The organism is Myxococcus sp. AB036A (genome assembly GCF_006547355.1).
Taxonomy (GTDB): Bacteria; Myxococcota; Myxococcia; order Myxococcales; family Myxococcaceae; genus Myxococcus; species Myxococcus virescens.
The window spans coordinates 71,313-89,363 of sequence record NZ_VHLC01000011.1 but is presented as its reverse complement, the minus strand read 5'-3'; the positions used below and the strand labels follow the sequence as shown (position 1 = coordinate 89,363).

At 68.3% G+C, this 18,051-nt stretch carries 12 protein-coding genes and 1 tRNA gene; 5 read left to right on the top strand and 8 right to left on the bottom strand.

The window, feature by feature from the left end; translation table 11 throughout:
- Positions 1–189: 189 nt before the first annotated feature.
- The 4 genes from FL344_RS07095 to FL344_RS07080 all read right to left on the bottom strand — a co-directional run bounded on the left by FL344_RS07095 (position 190) and on the right by FL344_RS07080 (position 6,305).
- The gene (locus tag FL344_RS07095) at positions 190–2,451 is read right to left on the bottom strand and encodes a molybdopterin cofactor-binding domain-containing protein (RefSeq protein ID WP_141617986.1); all 2,262 of its coding nucleotides are present in this window, start codon (positions 2,449–2,451) and stop codon (positions 190–192) included.
- Between the two features lie 10 nt (positions 2,452–2,461).
- On the bottom strand, positions 2,462–2,923 hold the full coding sequence (locus tag FL344_RS07090) for a (2Fe-2S)-binding protein (RefSeq protein WP_141591532.1): 462 nt from the start codon (positions 2,921–2,923) through the stop codon (positions 2,462–2,464).
- Positions 2,920–3,552, bottom strand: coding sequence for an Isoquinoline 1-oxidoreductase subunit (locus FL344_RS07085; protein ID WP_228564846.1), 633 nt, complete (start codon positions 3,550–3,552; stop codon positions 2,920–2,922). The genes FL344_RS07090 and FL344_RS07085 overlap by 4 nt, the downstream gene beginning before the upstream one ends.
- 98 nt (positions 3,553–3,650) lie before the next feature.
- A complete protein-coding gene (locus tag FL344_RS07080; protein ID WP_141617984.1) occupies positions 3,651–6,305 on the bottom strand; it encodes an ATP-dependent Clp protease ATP-binding subunit in 2,655 nt (884 codons plus the stop codon).
- A 163-nt stretch (positions 6,306–6,468) separates the two neighbouring features.
- Between FL344_RS07080 and FL344_RS07075 the strand changes: the two genes are divergently transcribed.
- The 3 genes from FL344_RS07075 to FL344_RS07065 all read left to right on the top strand — a co-directional run bounded on the left by FL344_RS07075 (position 6,469) and on the right by FL344_RS07065 (position 9,189).
- Entirely contained in the window at positions 6,469–6,903 is a 435-nt protein-coding gene (locus FL344_RS07075; protein WP_141591529.1) for a hypothetical protein, read from the top strand.
- Positions 6,904–6,976: 73 nt separating this feature from the next.
- Positions 6,977–7,543, top strand: coding sequence for a hypothetical protein (locus tag FL344_RS07070; RefSeq protein WP_141591528.1), 567 nt, complete (start codon positions 6,977–6,979; stop codon positions 7,541–7,543).
- A gap of 182 nt (positions 7,544–7,725) precedes the next feature.
- Positions 7,726–9,189: an MDR family MFS transporter gene (locus FL344_RS07065; RefSeq protein ID WP_141591527.1), complete on the top strand. Its 1,464-nt coding sequence runs from the start codon at positions 7,726–7,728 to the stop codon at positions 9,187–9,189.
- Positions 9,190–9,215: 26 nt separating this feature from the next.
- On the opposite strand, the gene FL344_RS07060 is transcribed toward FL344_RS07065, so the two are convergent.
- Both FL344_RS07060 and FL344_RS07055 read right to left on the bottom strand, forming a co-directional pair.
- A complete protein-coding gene (locus FL344_RS07060; RefSeq protein WP_141617983.1) occupies positions 9,216–10,688 on the bottom strand; it encodes a glycoside hydrolase family 6 protein in 1,473 nt (490 codons plus the stop codon).
- A 153-nt stretch (positions 10,689–10,841) separates the two neighbouring features.
- On the bottom strand, positions 10,842–12,515 hold the full coding sequence (locus tag FL344_RS07055; protein ID WP_141617982.1) for an amidase: 1,674 nt from the start codon (positions 12,513–12,515) through the stop codon (positions 10,842–10,844).
- Between the two features lie 186 nt (positions 12,516–12,701).
- Here FL344_RS07055 and FL344_RS07050 point away from each other — a divergent pair, with 186 nt between their 5' ends.
- Complete coding sequence (locus FL344_RS07050; RefSeq protein WP_228564845.1) at positions 12,702–14,657, top strand: ATP-dependent DNA helicase RecQ; 1,956 nt, start codon at positions 12,702–12,704, stop codon at positions 14,655–14,657.
- 6 nt (positions 14,658–14,663) lie between these two features.
- Here FL344_RS07050 and FL344_RS07045 read toward each other — a convergent pair whose 3' ends face one another.
- A complete protein-coding gene (locus FL344_RS07045) occupies positions 14,664–15,620 on the bottom strand; it encodes a pirin family protein (RefSeq protein WP_141617980.1) in 957 nt (318 codons plus the stop codon).
- Between the two features lie 65 nt (positions 15,621–15,685).
- Positions 15,686–15,771: transfer RNA gene (locus FL344_RS07040), tRNA-Leu, on the bottom strand.
- A gap of 311 nt (positions 15,772–16,082) precedes the next feature.
- Between FL344_RS07040 and ffh the strand changes: the two genes are divergently transcribed.
- Entirely contained in the window at positions 16,083–17,729 is a 1,647-nt protein-coding gene (gene ffh, locus FL344_RS07035; RefSeq protein ID WP_141256342.1) for a signal recognition particle protein, read from the top strand.
- Positions 17,730–18,051: the final 322 nt, after the last annotated feature.

Below are 18,051 nucleotides of genomic sequence, written 5' to 3'. Positions count from 1 at the left end.
AGCCCCCGCGCCTCCGCCTTCTCAATGAGGTCGGAACGATGCGTCGGAGCCGGAAGGGAGCACTGCCGTGGATCATTCCGCTGGGCGTGCTGAGTACCTGCGGTGGAGCGCCTGACGCAGCCCGCGCCCGAAATCCGAGGCGCGCCGTCCCGGTGCCTGGAAACACACCCCAGGCACCGGACGTGACGCTCAGACTGCCAGCGTGCGGGACACCGGCAGCTCACGGATGCGCGTGCCCGTGAGCGCGAAGATGGCGTTGATGATGGCGGGCGCCACCGGAGGCACGCCGGGCTCGCCAATGCCCCCGGACGGCAGCTCACTCGGAACGATGTCGACATGAATCTTCCGCGGCGCCTCGCCGATGCGCACCAGCTTGAGGTCGCGGAAGTTCGACTGCTCCGGCACGCCGCCCTTCATGGTGACGGCGCCATGCAACGCGATGTTCATGCCGAAGATGATGGAGCCCTCCATCTGTGAGCGCACGCGCTCCGGATTGAGAATCGTCCCGGCATCCACCGACACCCACGCCTCGTCGACGCGGATGCGTCCCTGGTCGTCCTTGATCACCGAGGCCACTACGGCCACGTAGCTGAGGAAGCTGCGGTGCGCGGCGAGCCCCAGCGCCCGGCCATTCGCCTTGCGCGCGTCCCAGCCGGACATCGCCGTCACGCGCTCGATGACGCCGCGCAAGCGCCCCGCGTCCACGGGGTGGTCCTCCACCGACGCGCCGTAGTTCCGCAGCGCGGTGATGCCCAGCTCCTGGAGCGACGCCTTGCGCGGCGGCCCCAGCACCTCCAGGAGCATGTCGCGCGAGTCCGTGCCACGAAGGTGCGCCAGTTCGTCCACGAACGCGTTCACGGAGAAGGCGTGGAAGATGTTGTAGACGGACCGGAGCCAGCCGATGCGCACGTGCGGAGGCGCCTCGCAGGTCTCCGCCCGGACGTTGGGCACGGAGAGCGCCAGGTCGAGCACGCCCTGCTGGAGGTCCGACGGGCTGGGCCGCGTGGCCTGCCCGAAGGTGGACGCGATGGGCGGGAACGCGGTGCGGTGCCGCCACGCGATGATCTTGCCGGAGGCATCCAGCCCAGCGGTGAGCTGCTGCGCGCTGACGGGGTGGTAGTAGTCGTGCCGGACGTCGTCCTCGCGCGTCCATTGCACGCGCACCGGAACGCCCGCTTCCTTCGCAAGCCACACCACCTCGGCGATGAAGTCCGCCTTGGACTTGCGGCCGAAACCTCCGCCCAGGAACGTGACGTGAATCTGGACCTTCTCCTCCGGCAGCTCCGCCGTCGCCGCCGCCACGCTGCGCGCGGCCTGCGGATGCTGCGTGGGCGCCCAGACCTCACACGTCCCGTTCTCCACCCGCGCCAGGGCCACGGGAGGCTCCATGGGCACGTGGGACTGGTGGGGGACGTGGTACTCGGCCTGGATGACGCGGGCGGCCGAAGCGAGCGCCGCGTCGATGTCTCCGACGTTGCGCGCCACCGTCCCCGGCTCGCGAATCGATGCCGTCAGCTGCTCTCGGTAGGTCGTCGAGTCATACGAGGCGTTCGGCCCGTCCTCCCAGGTGATGTCCAGGGCCTCGCGCCCGCGCAGCGCCGCCCAGGTGTTCTCCGCGAGCACCGCGACGCCGCCCCAGAACTGGAACGTGTAGGGCGGCTTCGGCGCGGGCAGCTCGAGAACCTTCTTCACCCCCGGCACCGCGAGCGCGCGCGTGGCGTCGAAGCGAACGACCTTGCCGCCCACGACGGGCGGGCGCGCCACCACCGCGATGAGCATGCCCGGCAGACGGATGTCGGCGCCGAACACCGCGGTTCCCGTCACATAGGCCGGGCCATCCAGCAGCGGCATGGGCCGGCCCGCCATCCGCAGCTCACTCTTCGGCCGCAGCTTGACGTCCTTCGCCTTCGGGATGGGCAGCCTCGACGCATCGGCCACCAGTTCGCCAAAGCCCAGCGAGCGCTTGCCGTCGCGGAGGAACACCGCGTGGTCGCGGGCCTCGCACGCCTCCGGCTTCACCTTCCAGCGGCGGGCGGCGGCAGCCACCAGCATCACCCGAGCGGTGGCACCCATGCGGCGGATGTCGTCGTACACGCCCCGCACGCTGCTGGAGCCGTCCGTGTTCTGGTCGCCGTAGACCTTGTCACCGTCGGCTTGGGCCACCGTCACCCGCGCCATGTCCGCGCCCATCTCATCGGCGACGAGCACTGGCAGCGAGCTGCGCACGCCCTGCCCCATCTCAGAGCGGGCACAGACGATGGTGACCGCTCCATCCGGAGCCACGTGAACGAACACGTTCGGGTTCAACCCCGGAGCGCCCTTCGCCGTGGAGGCACCACTGGCCGCCGCGGCCAGGCCCCCGGAGAAGACACCCAGGGCGAGCCCTCCCACGGACAGATTCAGCCCTTCCAGGAACGAGCGCCGGCTAATCAACGTGAGCAGCTTCGTCATGGCGGCCTCGTCACTCCTCGGACATGCCCGCGGCCTTCTTCACGGCCGAGCGGATTCGCGTGTACGTCCCACACCGGCAGAGGTTGCCTGCGAGCGACTGGTCGATCTCCTTGTCGGACGGCCGCGGCTTCTTCGCCAGCAGCGCCGCCGCGCACATGATCTGCCCCGCCTGACAGAAGCCACACTGCGGCACACCCAGCTCCACCCAGGCCTTCTGCAGCGGGTGGTTGCCGTCGGGCGACAGCCCTTCGATGGTCGTCACCGAGTGCCCCTCCGCGCGGCGGACGGGTGTCACGCACGCGCGGACCGGCAGCCCGTCGAGGTGGACGGTGCACGAGCCACACAGCGCCTGGCCGCAGCCGTACTTCGTGCCGGTGAGCCCGAGCACGTCCCGTACCGCCCACAGCAACGGCATCTCCGGGTCGACGTCCAGTTCCTTCTCCTCACCGTTGATGCGAACGCGAACCGTCACGGCCGTGCCTCCTCGCTCGGGCACTCCGAGCCCGTCTCCACCCAGGCCGCGACGATGGCGCCGAACTGCGCCTGCGTCCCCGGAGCGGGCTCACGCCCCGAGCCCGGGTTCCATCCCCAGGCCACCAATGCGTCGTGGGCGTTGTGTTGAATCATCTGCTCGGGCGTCTTGCCGCCGTTGCGCTTCATGTCCTTGAGCTGCTCGCACACCTCACGAGGACTCTTCCCCACCCACGCCATTTCGATGGGGGCGACATGCCACTTCGGCGCGCCGGGCACGCGTGCCAGGTCCTGGTTCTTGTCCTGGTGGCAGCTGATGCACTCCATGCCCACCACGCCCTGGTCCTCGGGGCCGCGCACCACGGGCGGGTCATGAAGCTGGCCGTCGTCACCTTGCAGCGGGCTGCCACCCGCCGGGTGACAGTTCGCGCACCGCGGGTGGAAGAAGACGCGGCTGGCCTCCAGGAAGAGCGCGCGGGAGCGCTCCTTCCGGTCCAGGATGGCCGCGAAGGCTTCCACGGGGCGCAACGCGTTGGGGGCAACCTCGGGCAGCGCGGGAATCTGCGCCGCCGCGGCATCGGGCTCCCGCTTGCACCCTCCCGCCAGCAGGAGGGCGGAGAGCGAGGCCATGACCGGAAGAGATGGCTGCATCACGCCAAGGCTCCGGCATGTCCGTACCAACTACAAGGCGAATGTTCGGGGGCCAGGATGACCCCACACGTGACGGTTCAGTGAACGGCACTCGCGACAGCCTGCTCGCCTTCCGCCTCAGCGGCCTCCACTTCGGCGAACCGGAATTTTCCGTCCTTGAAGTCCGCACTCACGCGGCTGTTCTCATGGATGTCGCCCGAGATGAGCTTCTCCGCGAGCGGCGCCTCGATGGCGCGCTGGATTTCACGCCGCAGCGGACGCGCGCCGAAGGTCGGGTCCCATCCCTTGTCCACCAGCGCCTCCAGCGCCGCGGGCGTCACCTCCAGCTCGATGCCCTGGCCGTGCAGCAGGCGGCGCGTCTTCTCCAGCATCAGGTCCACGATGGCGCGCAACTGCGCGCGGTTGAGCGGCTCGAAGACCACCGTCTCGTCGATGCGGTTGAGGAACTCGGGCGGGAAGTGCCCCTTGAGCACGCCCATGACGCGCTCCCGCATGCGCTCCTGCGGTTCCTTGCGCGCGGTGGACTCCTGGATGAGGTGCGAGCCCAGGTTGCTGGTGCCGATGATGACGGTGTTCTTGAAGTTCACCACCGTGCCCTGCGCGTCCGTGAGCCGCCCGTCATCCAGCACCTGGAGCAGCATGTGGAACACGTCGGGGTGGGCCTTCTCCACCTCGTCGAAGAGGAGCACGGAGTAGGGCCGCCGCCGCACGGCCTCGGTGAGCTGCCCGCCCTCCTCATAGCCGACATAGCCCGGCGGCGCGCCCACCAGCCGGCTCACGGTGTGCTTCTCCATGTACTCACTCATGTCGAAGCGGATGAGCGCCTTCTCGTCACCGAAGAGCAGCTCCGCCAGCGTCTTCGCCAGCTCCGTCTTGCCCACGCCCGTGGGGCCCAGGAAGAGGAAGGAGCCGATGGGGCGCGACTCGTCCTTGAGCCCCGCCCTCGCCCGCCGGATGGCCTGGGACAGCACGCGGATGGCCTCGTCCTGACCAATGACGCGCTCGTGCAGCCGCGACTCCAGCTCCAGCAACTTCTTGCGCTCGTCCTCCGTCATCTGCGTCACGGGGATGCCCGTCATGCGCGACAGCACCTCCGCCACGTCCTCGGCGCGGACCTCCGGCGTCTCACCGGACTTCTGCGTGCGGCGCTCCTTCTGCGCGCTCTGGACCTCGCGCTCGGCGGCGCTCAGCTTCGACTCCAGCTCCTGGATGCGCGGTCCCGCCTTCCGGCCGCGTGCCTCGTCGAGCGAGCGCTTCACCTTCACCACCTCATGCTCGGCGTTCACCAGTCGCTCCGGTGGCAGCGTGAGCCGCAAGCGCACGCGGGCCGCCGCCTGGTCCACCAGGTCGATGGCCTTGTCCGGCAGGAAGCGCCCTGTGACGTAACGGTCCGACAGCTCCACCGCCGCCACCAGCGCCTCGTCCGCGATGCGCACGCGGTGGTGGGATTCGTAGCGGTCCTTGAGTCCTCGCAGAATCTCAATGGCCTGCTCGGCCGTCGGCTCCGGGACGACCACGGGCTGGAAGCGGCGTTCGAGCGCGGCATCCTTCTCGATGCGCTTGCGATATTCGTCCAACGTCGTCGCGCCGATGACGTGCAGCTCGCCGCGCGCCAGAGAGGGCTTGAGCATGTTGCCCGCATCCATGGCTCCCTCCGCCGCGCCCGCCCCGACGATGGTGTGAATCTCGTCGATGAAGAGGACGATGTCCTCGCTGTGCGACTTCACCTCGTCCATGACCTTCTTCAGCCGCTCCTCGAACTCACCGCGGTACTTGCTGCCCGCGAGCAGGCCGGACAGGTCCAGTTGCAGCACGCGCTTGTCGCGCAGCGTGTCCGGGACCGCGGCGGAGATGATGCGCTGGGCAATGCCCTCCACGATGGCCGTCTTGCCCACGCCCGGCTCACCAATGAGCACGGGGTTGTTCTTCGTGCGACGCGAGAGGATTTCGAGCGTGGTCTCGATTTCGTTGGCCCGCCCCACCACCGGGTCCAGCTTCCCTTCCGAGGCCAGGCTCGTCAGGTCGCGGCAGTACTCGTCCAGCGTGGGCGTGGGAGACCGGCGTGCCTCGGATGAAGGTGCCAGCGCTTCCGCGACGGCCGCGCGCGCCTTGCCGTGTTGGGCCCCTTGCTCGCGCAGAATCTCCGACGCCAGGCCTTCCCCTTCGTGCAGCAACCCCAGCAGCACGTGTTCGGGGCCCACATAGGAATGTCCCAGTTCGTAGGCCTCCTGGTACGCGAGCTCCAGGGCGCGCTTCGCATGCGGCGACAGCTCAGGACGCTCCATGGGGCGCTTCCCACGGCGCATCTCGGACTCGGCGCGCTCGGCGATGCGGGCCGGGTCCAGCTTCATGCGGCTCAGGGCGGTCCGGCCCAGCGGGTCCTTCGCGAGCGCCACCAGCAGGTGCTCCGTGTCGATGGATGCCGCACCCGCGCTTCGCGCCGCCTCGAAGGCCGCTTCCAATACGCGCCGCGTCTCATCGGAGAAGGCCTCGGTGATGTCGTACCGCTCCACCGGCTGTTGAAGTGAACGCGACAGCCCCCCGAAGTCCTCGTCTCCGAAGTCACTGAAGAACTGGTCGAAGAGCGACGTGCCCAGGCCCATGCGGCCGAAGCGCGAGCGCTGGCTGCTACAGACGTCACACAGGGACTCGGTGGTCTTCCGGTTCCCCATGACGCGGGTGACTCGGGTGGTCGCCGGGCGCTGGTGGCAGAGGTCGCAGACATTGGCCATGGTTTCGGGTCCCCCGAACGACGGTTCAATGCCAACGCTAGGGACGGCCGGTGCACCTCACCTCGGCCCCAGGGCAGGGCCGGGCGTCCAAGGTGGCCCACCGTTGCAGGGGACGCTAACCTGCCGGAAGAGCCGCTTTCTATGCCCTCCGGGAGTCCCCGACATGTCCGAGCAGAAGCCCCGCCTGAAGCGCCCCGTGGAGAATGTCCGCGCCGAGCTGCTCGCGGACCCAGACACCCAGCGTATCGCGAAGTCCCTGGATATGGAGCTGGAGGCCTACGTCGAGCTGGTCCTCGACTACGCCCAGAATCCGGACAAGGAGCCAACGCTCATCGTTGCGCCGGACGAGGAGCTGCGCGCCGCCGGCTACAACCCGCCGACCACCCAGGACGTCGCCAACTTCTTCGTCGCCGCCGCCAATGGTGAGCTGGGCATTGGCCCGCCCAAATCCTATTACAGTGGTTTCGAAGGGAAGCAGGACGACGCGAACAAGCCGTCACTCAGGGGGGATGAGGGCCAGGAGCCCGTGAAGGTGGACGAGGAGACCAGCCAGAAGCTGCGCCAGCACGTGCCCAAGGGCGGGCCAGATCGCGTTTAGACGGATTTGACGCAACTTTCTCCCACGCTCCCCGACAATCCTTACATTCACCCCTTTCATAGAGGTTTCCCCCATGTCCGTTGGCGGCGCAGGTGGTTCGAACGGTAGCCGTGGCTCGAATGGCGCGAGCAATGCTGGCCGGAGCGCCGCTGCAGGTGCGGCCAACGCGGCGGGCAAGGCGGCGGGCGGTATCGCGGGCGCGCTGGGCGGTATCGGCAAGGCGCTGGGTGGCATCGGCAAGGCGGTAGGCGGCCTGGCGAACAGCATCGGCGGCATCGCCGGCAAGATTGGCAGCGCGCTGAGCCAGGTGTCCGGCCTGGTCGACAAGGCGATGAGCGCCATCACCGGCCCCCTCAAGAGCATGATTGGCGGCCTGCTGGACAAGATGCCCTTCGGCATCGGCCAGCTCGCCAAGCCGTTCGTCGACAAGTTCATCGACAACGGGCTGTCCATGGTCGCCGGCGGTCCGCTGGGTGGCGTTGCCTCGATGTTCGGCAAGGCCGGCACCGTGGGCAAGCTGGCGGACATGGTGGAGACGGTCCGCACGGGCGCGAAGACGGTGGGCGACATCGCCGAGGGCCGCTTCAACGCCCAGCAGATGGCGGCCTTCGCCCAGGCCCAGCTGATGCGCGGCCTGTAATCCCGAATCGACGGGTGAAGCCCCCAGGGCCAGCTCCCACGCATGTGGGGGTTGGCCCTTCGTTCGTTTCCGAGTCCGTGTGCGCCCGCACGCTGAGTGGCCACTCAGGGCGTGAGGCCGCTTGTTGCTGGCGACCCCCGCCCGCAGCCGTTAAGGAGGGCCTCTCCCGCGCCGGCGTCTTCATGCGAACCACTCATCGTCCCCTCACCACCTTGGCCCTGGCCTTGAGCCTCTTCATGGCCGCCTTGGAAGCCACTGTCGTTTCCACGGCCATGCCCACGGTGGTGGGCGAGCTGGGCGGCATCCAGCACTACGCGTGGGTCTTCACGGCGTACATGCTGTCCTCCACCATCACCGTGCCCATTTACGGGAAGCTGGCGGACCTCTACGGCCGCAAGCCCGTGCTCGTGTTCGGCATCGTGCTGTTCCTCGTGGGCTCCATCGCCAGTGGCCTGTCCACGTCCATGGCCATGTTGATCGGCTTCCGGACGCTCCAGGGCCTGGGCGCGGGTGCCATGCAGCCGGTGGCGCTCACCGTCATCGGGGACATCTACACGCTGGAGGAGCGCGCGAAGGTCCAGGGCGCGTTCAGCGCGGTGTGGGGCATCGCGGGCCTGATCGGCCCCATCACCGGTGGCTTCATCGTGAAGTACCTCACGTGGCACTGGGTCTTCTTCATCAACGTCCCGGTGGGCGTGGGCTGCCTCATCCTGCTCCTGAGCTACTTCCATGAGCGCGTGGAGCGGAAGCCGCAGAAGCTGGACTACGCGGGCGCCGCGCTGCTCACCGGCTGGGTGGTGGCGCTGCTCGTCGGCGTGCAAGGCGTGGGCGTGAATCTGTGGGGCTTGCCCGTGGCGGCCGTGCTGCTCGCGGCCTTCGTCGCGGTGGAGCGCAAGGTGGCAGAGCCCATCATCCCCATGTCCATCTTCAAGGTGCCGGCCATCGTCATCTCCTCCATCGCGGGAGCGCTCTTCTCCGCTGCGATGTTCGGGGCCACCACCTACGTTCCGCTCTTCGTCCAGGGCGTCCTGGGCGGAACGCCCACCGAGGCCGGCGGGATGATTACGCCGATGATTGTCGGCTGGCCGCTGGCGGCCCTCGTCGCAGGGAAGCTGCTGCTCAAGACGGGCTTCCGCCCGCTCATCGTGGGCGGGCTGGGATTGACGGTGGTGGGCACGTCGCTGATGGCGCTGCTCCTGGGGCCCCAGGCGCCCAAGCTGCTGCCGGAGGTGGCCATGGGCCTGTTCGGCATCGGCATGGGCTTCGCGTCCACCGCGCTGCTCATCGCCGTGCAGACCAGCGTGGGCTGGGAGCTGCGCGGCGTGGCCACCGCCAGCAACATGTTCTTCCGCACCATCGGCGGCGCCATTGGCGTGGGGCTGATGGGCGGCGTCATGGTGTCGCAGCTCCTCAAGGACCCGACGGTGCCGATTTCGGCGGCCAACGCCTTGATGAGCCCCGACCATGGCCAGGACCTGCCCGCGGACCTGCTGGCGACACTGAGCGGCGCACTGGGCACCGGGCTGAGCATCAACTTCTGGCTGATCTGCGCCTTCACCGTGGCCGCCTTCGCCGCGGGGCTGTTCTTCCCCAAGGTGTCGCGCACCACGACGGTGTCCTCCACCGAGGTGGTGGCGCCGCACTGACGTCCGTGCGGCGCCCCGTGCGTCGCTCAGAGGCCGTCAATCATCCGCAGGGCCACGTCCGGCATGAACGTGCCTGCGGGTGTGTTGGGCGCGACGCCGCACTGGCCGTCGGAGTCTCCGGGGACCTTGATCCACAGGGTCATCTCCGCGCCGCCCACGCCCACCTGGTTCGTCGTGCCAATCTTCCGGCCGGCGGGGTTGCACCACTCACCGTTGGAGCCATTGCCGTTGCGGCTGGTGTCCACCACGAAGGGCCTGGTGTAGCCGTAGCGACTGCTCAGCGAGCTGTTGACGGAGCCCGCGTACGAGGCCGACTGCGCGGTGGTGTAGAAGTTCGACACGTTGAGCGCGAAGCCTCGCACGTTGCGCACACCCATGTTCTCCAGCCGCTGGGCCATGGTGTCGGCGTTGATCCACAAGGCGTTGCCCGCGTCCAGGTAGGCCCACGTGTTCGGCGCGCGATCCCTGAACTGCTCGGTGGCGTAGCGAATCAGGCTGATGCGCGTCTGCCGCTCGGCATCGTTCGCCAGGCAGTCGAGCTGGGCGACGGCGTCCGGCTCGATGATGACGACGGCGGGACGGTTGCCAATGGCGGCAGCGAAGGACGAAATCCACGTCCGGTACGCCTCTGGCGACCCCGCGCCTCCGCCCGAATGGCTCCCGCAGTCCCGGCCAGGGATGTTGTACGCCACCAGCACCGGAAGCTTGTCCGCCGCGTCCGCGGCCGAGACGAAGCTGGACACCGCCGTGGTGATGTCGCCGCTCCAAGCGGCGAACCAGCGTGCGGCCAGGTTGTTCGCGATGGAGGACTGGATGCGCGCAGCGCGCGAGTCCCCGCTGTTGGCCCGGACCCAGTTGGCGGGGTTGGAGTTCGGGTCGATGTAGAAGCCGCTCGTCATCGACAGCGGCCCGCCGCCTCCGTCCTCCGTGGTGAGCGAGATGTCATCGATGAACGCGCTGAACCCCGTCGCGCGGCCTCCCATCTGGAAGGTGACCTGTCCCGCCTGCGTGGCCAGCGTCGACGTGAAGGGGAACGTGAAGCGCCGTGACGTGCCGTCCAACGTAATCTGCCGGTCCAGCGGCGCGGTGTACGGCGCGCTCTCCAACTGCACCGTCACACGGACCGTCGTCGTCACCGAAGCAGAAGCGGTGAAGGACAGCGTGTACGCCCGGCCATTCACCAGCGGAATGTCATCCTGGCCAATCAACGCGTCCCAGGGGTTGGCCGTCCCGCCCCCCACGTCCACGCGCAGGCGGGCGTTCTCCACGCGGGACTGTGTGTTGGGGCCGCTCCACCAGGGCGACACGGTGCTGCCGCTGAAGGTGCCATTGGAGACGAGCTCGGTCAGCGCGTCGGTGCGACTGCCGAGCGCCTCGGCCTCCGCCGGGGCGGGCGGCTCCGAGGGACCACAGGCAGTCGTGAGGGCCGCCGCGAGCATCAGCGCGGCCGGAGCGGTGAAGCGACGAAACGGCGAACCGGCGGAGTTACTGGGTTGCACGAAGCCATTCCTCCCGCCCGCGCGAGGACGCCAGGGAGCGGCGCCCGGAGTGACGCGGGCTGTGTCGAGTGCGTGGCCCGTGGGTGGCCCCGCGAGCACGCGGCGCCACACTTACACGCTTTTCCTGTTTTTCAGCCCTTCAATCCGCAGCGTTCACCGAAGTGCGCGCAGATGAACAGGCGGGACGCGGTACTCCGAGGCCTGCTCCACCACGCGGCCCAGACGCAGCAGCAGGTGCTCCTCGTAGGGGCGGCCTGTGAGCTGGACCCCCACCGGGAGCCCCTCTTCGTCGAAGCCGGCTGGCACCGACAGCGAGGGGAAGCCCGTCAGGTTGGCCAGGCGCACGAAGCGCATCAGGGCATCGACGACGGGCAGGTTCGACTCGCCATCCGGAAGCGCCGCCTCCGGAATGAGGGGCGCCGTGGTGGCCGTCGTCGGCGTGACGAGGACGTCCACGCCCGCCATCTGCGCGAGCAGCTCACGCGTCAGGCGGTGCCGGTGCCGCAGGGCATGCACCAGGTCCGTGGCCCGGAAGTGCCGACCAATGGCCAGGTTGGTGCGCGTGTCGAGCCCGAACTCCGACGGATGTGCCTTCACGTGGGGAAGCATCACCTCCGACATCTCGCTCAGGATGATGCAGCTGTGCGTCCACAGCACGGTGTTGAGGTCGGGAGGCGGAATCTCCACCACGCGCGCTCCCGCTGCCGACAGCGCGGCCACGGCTTCCTTGCAGCGGGCGACGACGTCCGTGTCGGCGTCCTCGAAGTAGTCCCAGCAGATGCCCAGCCGCACGCCGCTCAGGCCGTCATCCTCGTAGCCAGACAGGTGATGCGGCGACTGTCCCTGTGAGACGAGGTCATGTCCATCCGGCCCCGCGAGCACCGCATACGCCGCGGCGACATCGTCCACGGTGAGCCCCATGGGCCCCACGTGGCCCACGTTCCAGCATAGCGGGGGCACGCCCGTCTCCGGGATGCGGCCCCACGTCGCCTTGAGGCCCACGATGCCGCACAGGGCCGCGGGGATGCGGATGGAACCGCCGCCGTCGGCACCGATGCTCAAGGGGCACAGGCCCGCGGCCACGGCCGCGGCGGAGGCACTGGAGCTGCCACCGGTGATGCGGCCCGTGTCCCAGGGATTGCGAGCAGCGCCGTGGTGGGGATTCAACCCGATGGGGTTGATGCCAATCTCGTTCATGTTGGCCTTGCCGAGGATGATGGCGCCCGCGGCCTTGAGCCGGGCCGCCACAGTCGAGTCCGCGGCGGCCACCTGCGTGCGGAACCGCGTGCCCAGCGTGGTGGGGAACCCGGCCAGGTCGATCTCGTCCTTCAGCACGACGGGAATGCCGTCGAGCACGCTCAGCGGACGGCCCTCGCGCAGCCGCTCGGAGGACGCCTCCGCGGCCCGGTGCACCTCGTCCGGCTTGCGGGCGATGAACAAGCCCAGGCGCTGCTTCCCACTGTCCATCCGGGCGATGGACTCATGAATTCGATTCACCACGGCCACCGGGTCCGTGGCTCCCTCGCGGTAGGCGCGGACATAGGCCGCGACGCTCTCACGCTCCGGTGGACTGGCGGACGCGGCGATGGCACGCGCGGCCTGCTCCGTGGGCGTCTGCGGCTCCGTGGCGGCGGTGCCCTGGGGCAACGGGAACTGGAGTGGCGGCGCATCCCCCGCCGGGAGCTCACGCCATCGCTCGATGCCGCTGTCCCGCGTCAGCTTGTCCAGCATCACCGACCCGACGCCGCTCTCAAGCGCGTTCACGAAAGCCTTGAGCGCCAGGCCCGACACACGGGGCGCCTTCACGGGATTGCGTTGGTAGGTCATGGCGCCGCAGCCTATCCCCCAGCCGGCGATACCGCATGGGCGATGGTGGCCAATTCAGCGGCACGCATCGTTCGCGTCTTCGTGGACTTCGTGGCTACGCTCTTCCCCCGGTGAGCAGGGACGGAGTCGCTGGACAGGGCCCATGGAGGGCGTGGGTTGCCGGAGTTCGCGAGTTGGAGGAGCTTCATGCACGGGGCAGATGGCGCACGACACAGCTCACTCGATACCGTTCTGCGCGAGCGGTTCGGACTGACGGACTTCCGCCCTGGCCAGCGTGAGGTCCTCGATGCGCTGCTCGGTCCGAAAGCCGCGGCGCTCGCGGTGTTCCCCACAGGTGGCGGAAAGTCGCTCTGCTATCAGCTTCCGGCGCTGCTGCTGGAGGGCATCACGGTGGTCGTCTCCCCGCTGATCGCGCTGATGAAGGATCAGATTGACGCCCTGGCCCGGCAGGGCATTCGTGCCGCGCGGCTGGACGCCTCGCTGTCGGCGGACGACTCACGCGAAGTCATAAAGGCGCTGCGCGATGGTTCGCTCAAGCTCTTGTACGTGGCGCCCGAGCGCTTCAACAACGAGCGCTTCACCGCCCTGCTCCGTGAGCTGCGCATTTCCTTGTTCGCGATGGATGAGGCGCACTGTGTCTCGGAATGGGGCCACAACTTCCGACCGGACTATCTGAAGCTGGCGAAGGCGGCGCGGGATTTGTCGGCGGAGCGAATCCTCGCACTCACGGCCACGGCGACACCCTCCGTCGTGCGAGACATCTGCCAGGGCTTTGGCATCCCCGAGGAGAACGCGGTCGTCACGGGTTTCTACCGACAGAACCTCACGCTGGAGACGACCCCGGTTCACGCCGAGGCCCGCGACGCGCTCCTCCTGGGGCGGCTCGGTTCCCGAGCGCCTGGCCCCACCATCGTCTACGTCACGCAGCAGAAGACCGCCGAGCGCGTGGCCGCGTTCCTCTCCGCCGAAGGGCTCCCCGCCAGCGCGTACCATGCGGGACTAGAGCCCGAGGTCCGTGAGCGGGTGCAGGAGGCCTGGATGGCCTCCGCGAATGGCATCGTCGTGGCGACCATCGCGTTCGGGATGGGCATCGACAAGGCGGATGTACGGGCCGTGTATCACTACAACCTGCCCAAGGGACTGGAGAGCTACAGCCAGGAAATCGGCCGGGCTGGGCGAGATGGAGCGCCATCGGTGGTGGAGCTCTTCGCGTGTCCGGACGACGTCCCCAGCCTGGAGAACTTCGCGCTCGGGGACACACCCACGCGGGAAGCCATTCAAAGTCTGGTGACCGAGTTGCTCGGCCTGGGGCCCGAGCTGAGCGTCGACATGTTTGCTCTGTCCACCCGGCATGATGTGCGGCCGCTCGTGCTGCGCACGGCGCTGACGTACCTGGAGCTCGAAGGCGTGTTGAGGCAAGGCACGCCGTACTACGCCGGCTACAAGGTGCAGCCGCTCCTGCCCATTGACGCGCTCGTGGGGCGCTTCCAGGGAGAACGGGTGCAGTTCCTGCGCGACGTGTTTGCCCAGGCGAAGAAAGGACGCACCTGGTACTCGCTCGACCCGGCCGAGGTGGCGAGCTCGCTTCGGCAGCCCCGCGAGCGCGTGGTCCGGGCCATCGAATATCTCGAGGAACAAGGGCTCGTGTTGCTCCAGGTCTCCGAGCCGCGTCAGCGCTTCACACGGCTGCGGACCCAGGAGGACGCAGCAGCCCTCACCGCACTCCTTCATCAGCGGTTTCAGCAGCGCGAAGCCCAGGAGGTCACGCGTGTCCGGGACGTACTGAAGCTCGTCACTCATGCGGGGTGCCAGAGCAATGCGCTGGTCGCCCACTTCGGTCAGCGGCGGGAGCAGCCGTGTGGGCACTGCACCTTCTGCCGGACCGGGGAGGCCCAGGTGCTTCCCGCGGTGCGCCGGAGGCCGGCACTACCCGCGGGCCTCGACGTGGCGGGCTTCCGAGCCCTGGCCGCGAAACATCCCGAGTCACTCGGGCACCCGAGGCAGGCCGCGAGGTTCCTCTGCGGATTGAGCAGCCCCGCCCTTACGCGAGCGAAGCTCGGCGGCCACAAGTTGTTCGGCGCACTGGAAGGCTGGCCCTTCGAGGAGGTGTTGGACTTCTGTGGCCAGTCGGCCGTGGCTTGACGACCATCACCCCTGGTCGAGCACGCCCGCGCGATAGTCGTCAAACGCCTGCTGGATTTCCTCGCGGGTGTTCATGACGAACGGGCCGTACTGGACGATGGGTTCACGCAGGGGCATCGCCGCGGCGATGAGCAACTCGCTCCGGCGATTCCTCGCGCGCACGCGAAGCCGGCTTCCCGGGCCGAGCAATGCCAGCGAGCCCTCGCGCACCGGCTTCGACGTGTCTTCAGGTCCCAGGTCGACCTCGCCCGAGGACACGAAGGCGAAGGCGGTGTGGCCCGACGGTGTGTCGAGTTCGAAAGGACGGTCGTCCTCGAGCGTTAGCGTCAGCAAGAGCGGCTGCGTGGGGCGCTCGCGCACGGGGCCCTGGAGCCCGTTCATCTTGCCCGCGATAACACGCGCGCGGCTCCCCGAGGGAGACAGGCGCTCCTCCGCAAGTTGCTCTGGCGTGTGGTCCTGGTAGGCCGGCGGGCACATCTTCTCCTTCGCGGGGAGGTTGAGCCAGAGCTGGAAGCCGGACATCAACCCCTGCACCTGCTCCGGCATCTCCGAGTGGATGAGACCACGGCCCGCGGTCATCCACTGCGAGCCACCTCCGGCGATGAGCCCGCTGTTGCCACGGCTGTCCCGGTGGCGCATTCGCCCATCGAGCATGACTGTGACGGTCTCGAAGCCCCGGTGGGGGTGATTCGGGAAGCCGTTGATGTAGGCCCCGGGGTCATCGGAGTGGAACCGGTCGAGCATGAGGAACGGGTCGAGGTTCCGCAGCGAGGGCTGCCCGATGACCCGCGTCAAGCGAACCCCTGCCCCATCCGTCGCGGGGATGCCCTCAAGCGTCTGCACCACATTGCGTTGCGACTGCAGGATGACCGCGGGAGCCTCCGAGCGCCGACACCCGATGGCCGAGGCGGCCACGAGAAGACCCGACTGAAGGAGGAAACGACGGCGCGAGGTGGCGTTCATGAAGACCTTGCCGGAAACCGGGTGTGCGTCCCCCCGAGCCTCCTCCGGGAGCCGCCCGGAGTCCATGCACGAGCCGGGGATCGAACCCGGACGGCCCTTACGGGCCAGCGGATTTTAAGTCCGCTGCGTCTGCCAGTTCCGCCACTCGTGCCCGGCTGCGGGCAGCACCCTACAGGGCCTGTCCTACCTCCGGCAAAGGCCTCGTGCAGCCCCAGGCTCTCTTCCCTCTCCGCTGGGGCTCCTGGCAGGCCTGGGCGCCTCACTTCGCGCCCGGCGACGCCTCAAGGCCCGCGCCAGGGTGCCTAGGGATGCGCCAACCCCTCAAGAGCGTTGAAGAATCCAGGGCCCCGGGTCGGATTCGCCGCCAGGGAGGCCGGTCCGGGCCCCCTTCTCTTCACAGTTCGACGGCCGGAATGTGCTCCACCGTCGCATCCCGCCTGACCCTGTTATAAAGCGCCCCCCATGCTCGAGACCGTAACCAAGGGCTTCCGCGCCGCCAAGAACCGCCTCGCCGGCAAGAGCGAGCTCACCCCGGAGCTGGTCGACGAGTCGCTGCGCGACATCCGCGTCTCCCTGCTCGAGGCTGACGTCGCCTTCGACGTCGTGAAGAAGTTTGTCGCCCGCGTCCGCGAGAAGTCCGTGGGCGAGCTGGTGCAGACGACCATCACCGACACGGCTGGCCAGAAGCGCAAGGTCAGCCCGATGGACCACTTCATCAAGATCTGCCACGACGAGCTGGAGGCCCTCATGGGGCCTGTCGACACCAGCTTGAAGCTGAAGCCCAAGGGCCAGCTGTCCGGCATCATGATGGTGGGCCTCCAGGGCTCCGGTAAGACGACCACGACCGGAAAGCTCGCCAGCCGGCTCCTCCAGGAAGGGCGCAAGCCCCTGCTCGTCGCAGCCGACATCTACCGCCCCGCCGCCGTGGACCAGCTCAAGGTCCTGGGCGAGCGGCTCAAGGTCCCCGTCTACCACGAGCCCGGCATCCAGCCGCCCGAGCTCGCCAAGCGGGGCTATGCCGCCGCGCGCGAGCAGAAGTGCGACGTGGTGCTCATCGACACCGCCGGCCGGCTCGCCATCGACGAGTCCCTGATGGCCGAACTGGAGTCCATCAAGGGCAACGTCCAGCCGGACAACATCCTGCTGGTGTGCGACGCGATGATTGGTCAGGACGCCGTACGCACGGCGGCGGAGTTCGACCGGCGGCTGACGCTGGACGGCTTCATCCTCACCAAGCTGGACGGTGACGCCCGCGGCGGCGCCGCGCTGTCCATCAAGGAAGTCACGGGCAAGCCCATCAAGTTCCTCGGCATGGGCGAGTCCATGGACAAGCTGGAGGAGTTCCGCCCGGCCGGCCTCGCGGGCCGCATCCTCGGGTTCGGCGACATCGTCGGCCTGATGAAGGACTTCGAGAAGGTCGTCGACGAGAAGAAGGCCGAGGAGGATGCCAAGAAGCTCCTGTCCGGCCAGTTCACGATGAAGGACTTCGTCGAGCAGATCCGCATGGTCCGGAAGATGGGACCGCTCAAGGACCTGCTGGAGAAGTTCCCCCTCTTCGGCGACCTCACCGAGCACCTCAATCCGGACGAGAAGGAGCTCACGAAGATTGAGTCGATGTACGACTCGATGACGGCGAAGGAGCGCCTGCGGCCAGATACCGTCAACAACAGCCGCATCAACCGCATCGCCAAGGGCAGCGGCCGCAAGGTCGAAGAGGTCAAGGAGCTGCTCCAGAAGTTCGGGATGATGCAGCAGGTGATGGGCACCATCGGCCAGAATCCGGGCCTCTTGGGCCGCATCCCCGGCTTCAAGCAGTTGGGTCAGCTGTCGCAGATGAAGAACATGGACCTCTCCAGCATGTTCGGCGGCGACCCGAAGATGATGGAGAAGATGATGAGCGGTGGAATGCCCGGCATGGGCATGCCCATGCAGCTGCCGCAGATTGCCCCCGGCTACACGCCGCCCATGGGCCAGGCCGCCATGGCCAAGGCCCGGCTGATGGGCTACGCGCCGCCCTCCGCCACCGGCAAGAGCGAGGACCGTGACGCCATCAAGGAGCGCCGCAAGCGGGAGAAGGAGAACAAGAAGAAGAACCGGAAGAAGAAGTAGGCCGCTCGCGGCCCCGGTGCCCACGCCCGCCTCCCCGCATCCGTGCTGGGAGCGCGGGCGTTCGTGTTTTCAGGGCGCATCCGTGCGTTCGGACTGGAATCCACCGGTGGGGACGGGACCGCCACAAGGCGTGGTATGCGTCCCAGCATCGAACGCGACGCCCCTGCACCACCCGCCTTTGGGCTGCGCGGAGAGGCCGCAGCCTCGCCGGGCGCAGGCATCCTCAACAACCGTCGCGGCTCCTGGAACGCTCTTTGCCAAGCATCCGACTCATGTCCCGACTCCCCTGCGCCTTGCTGTTAACCGCAATCACCCTGTCCAC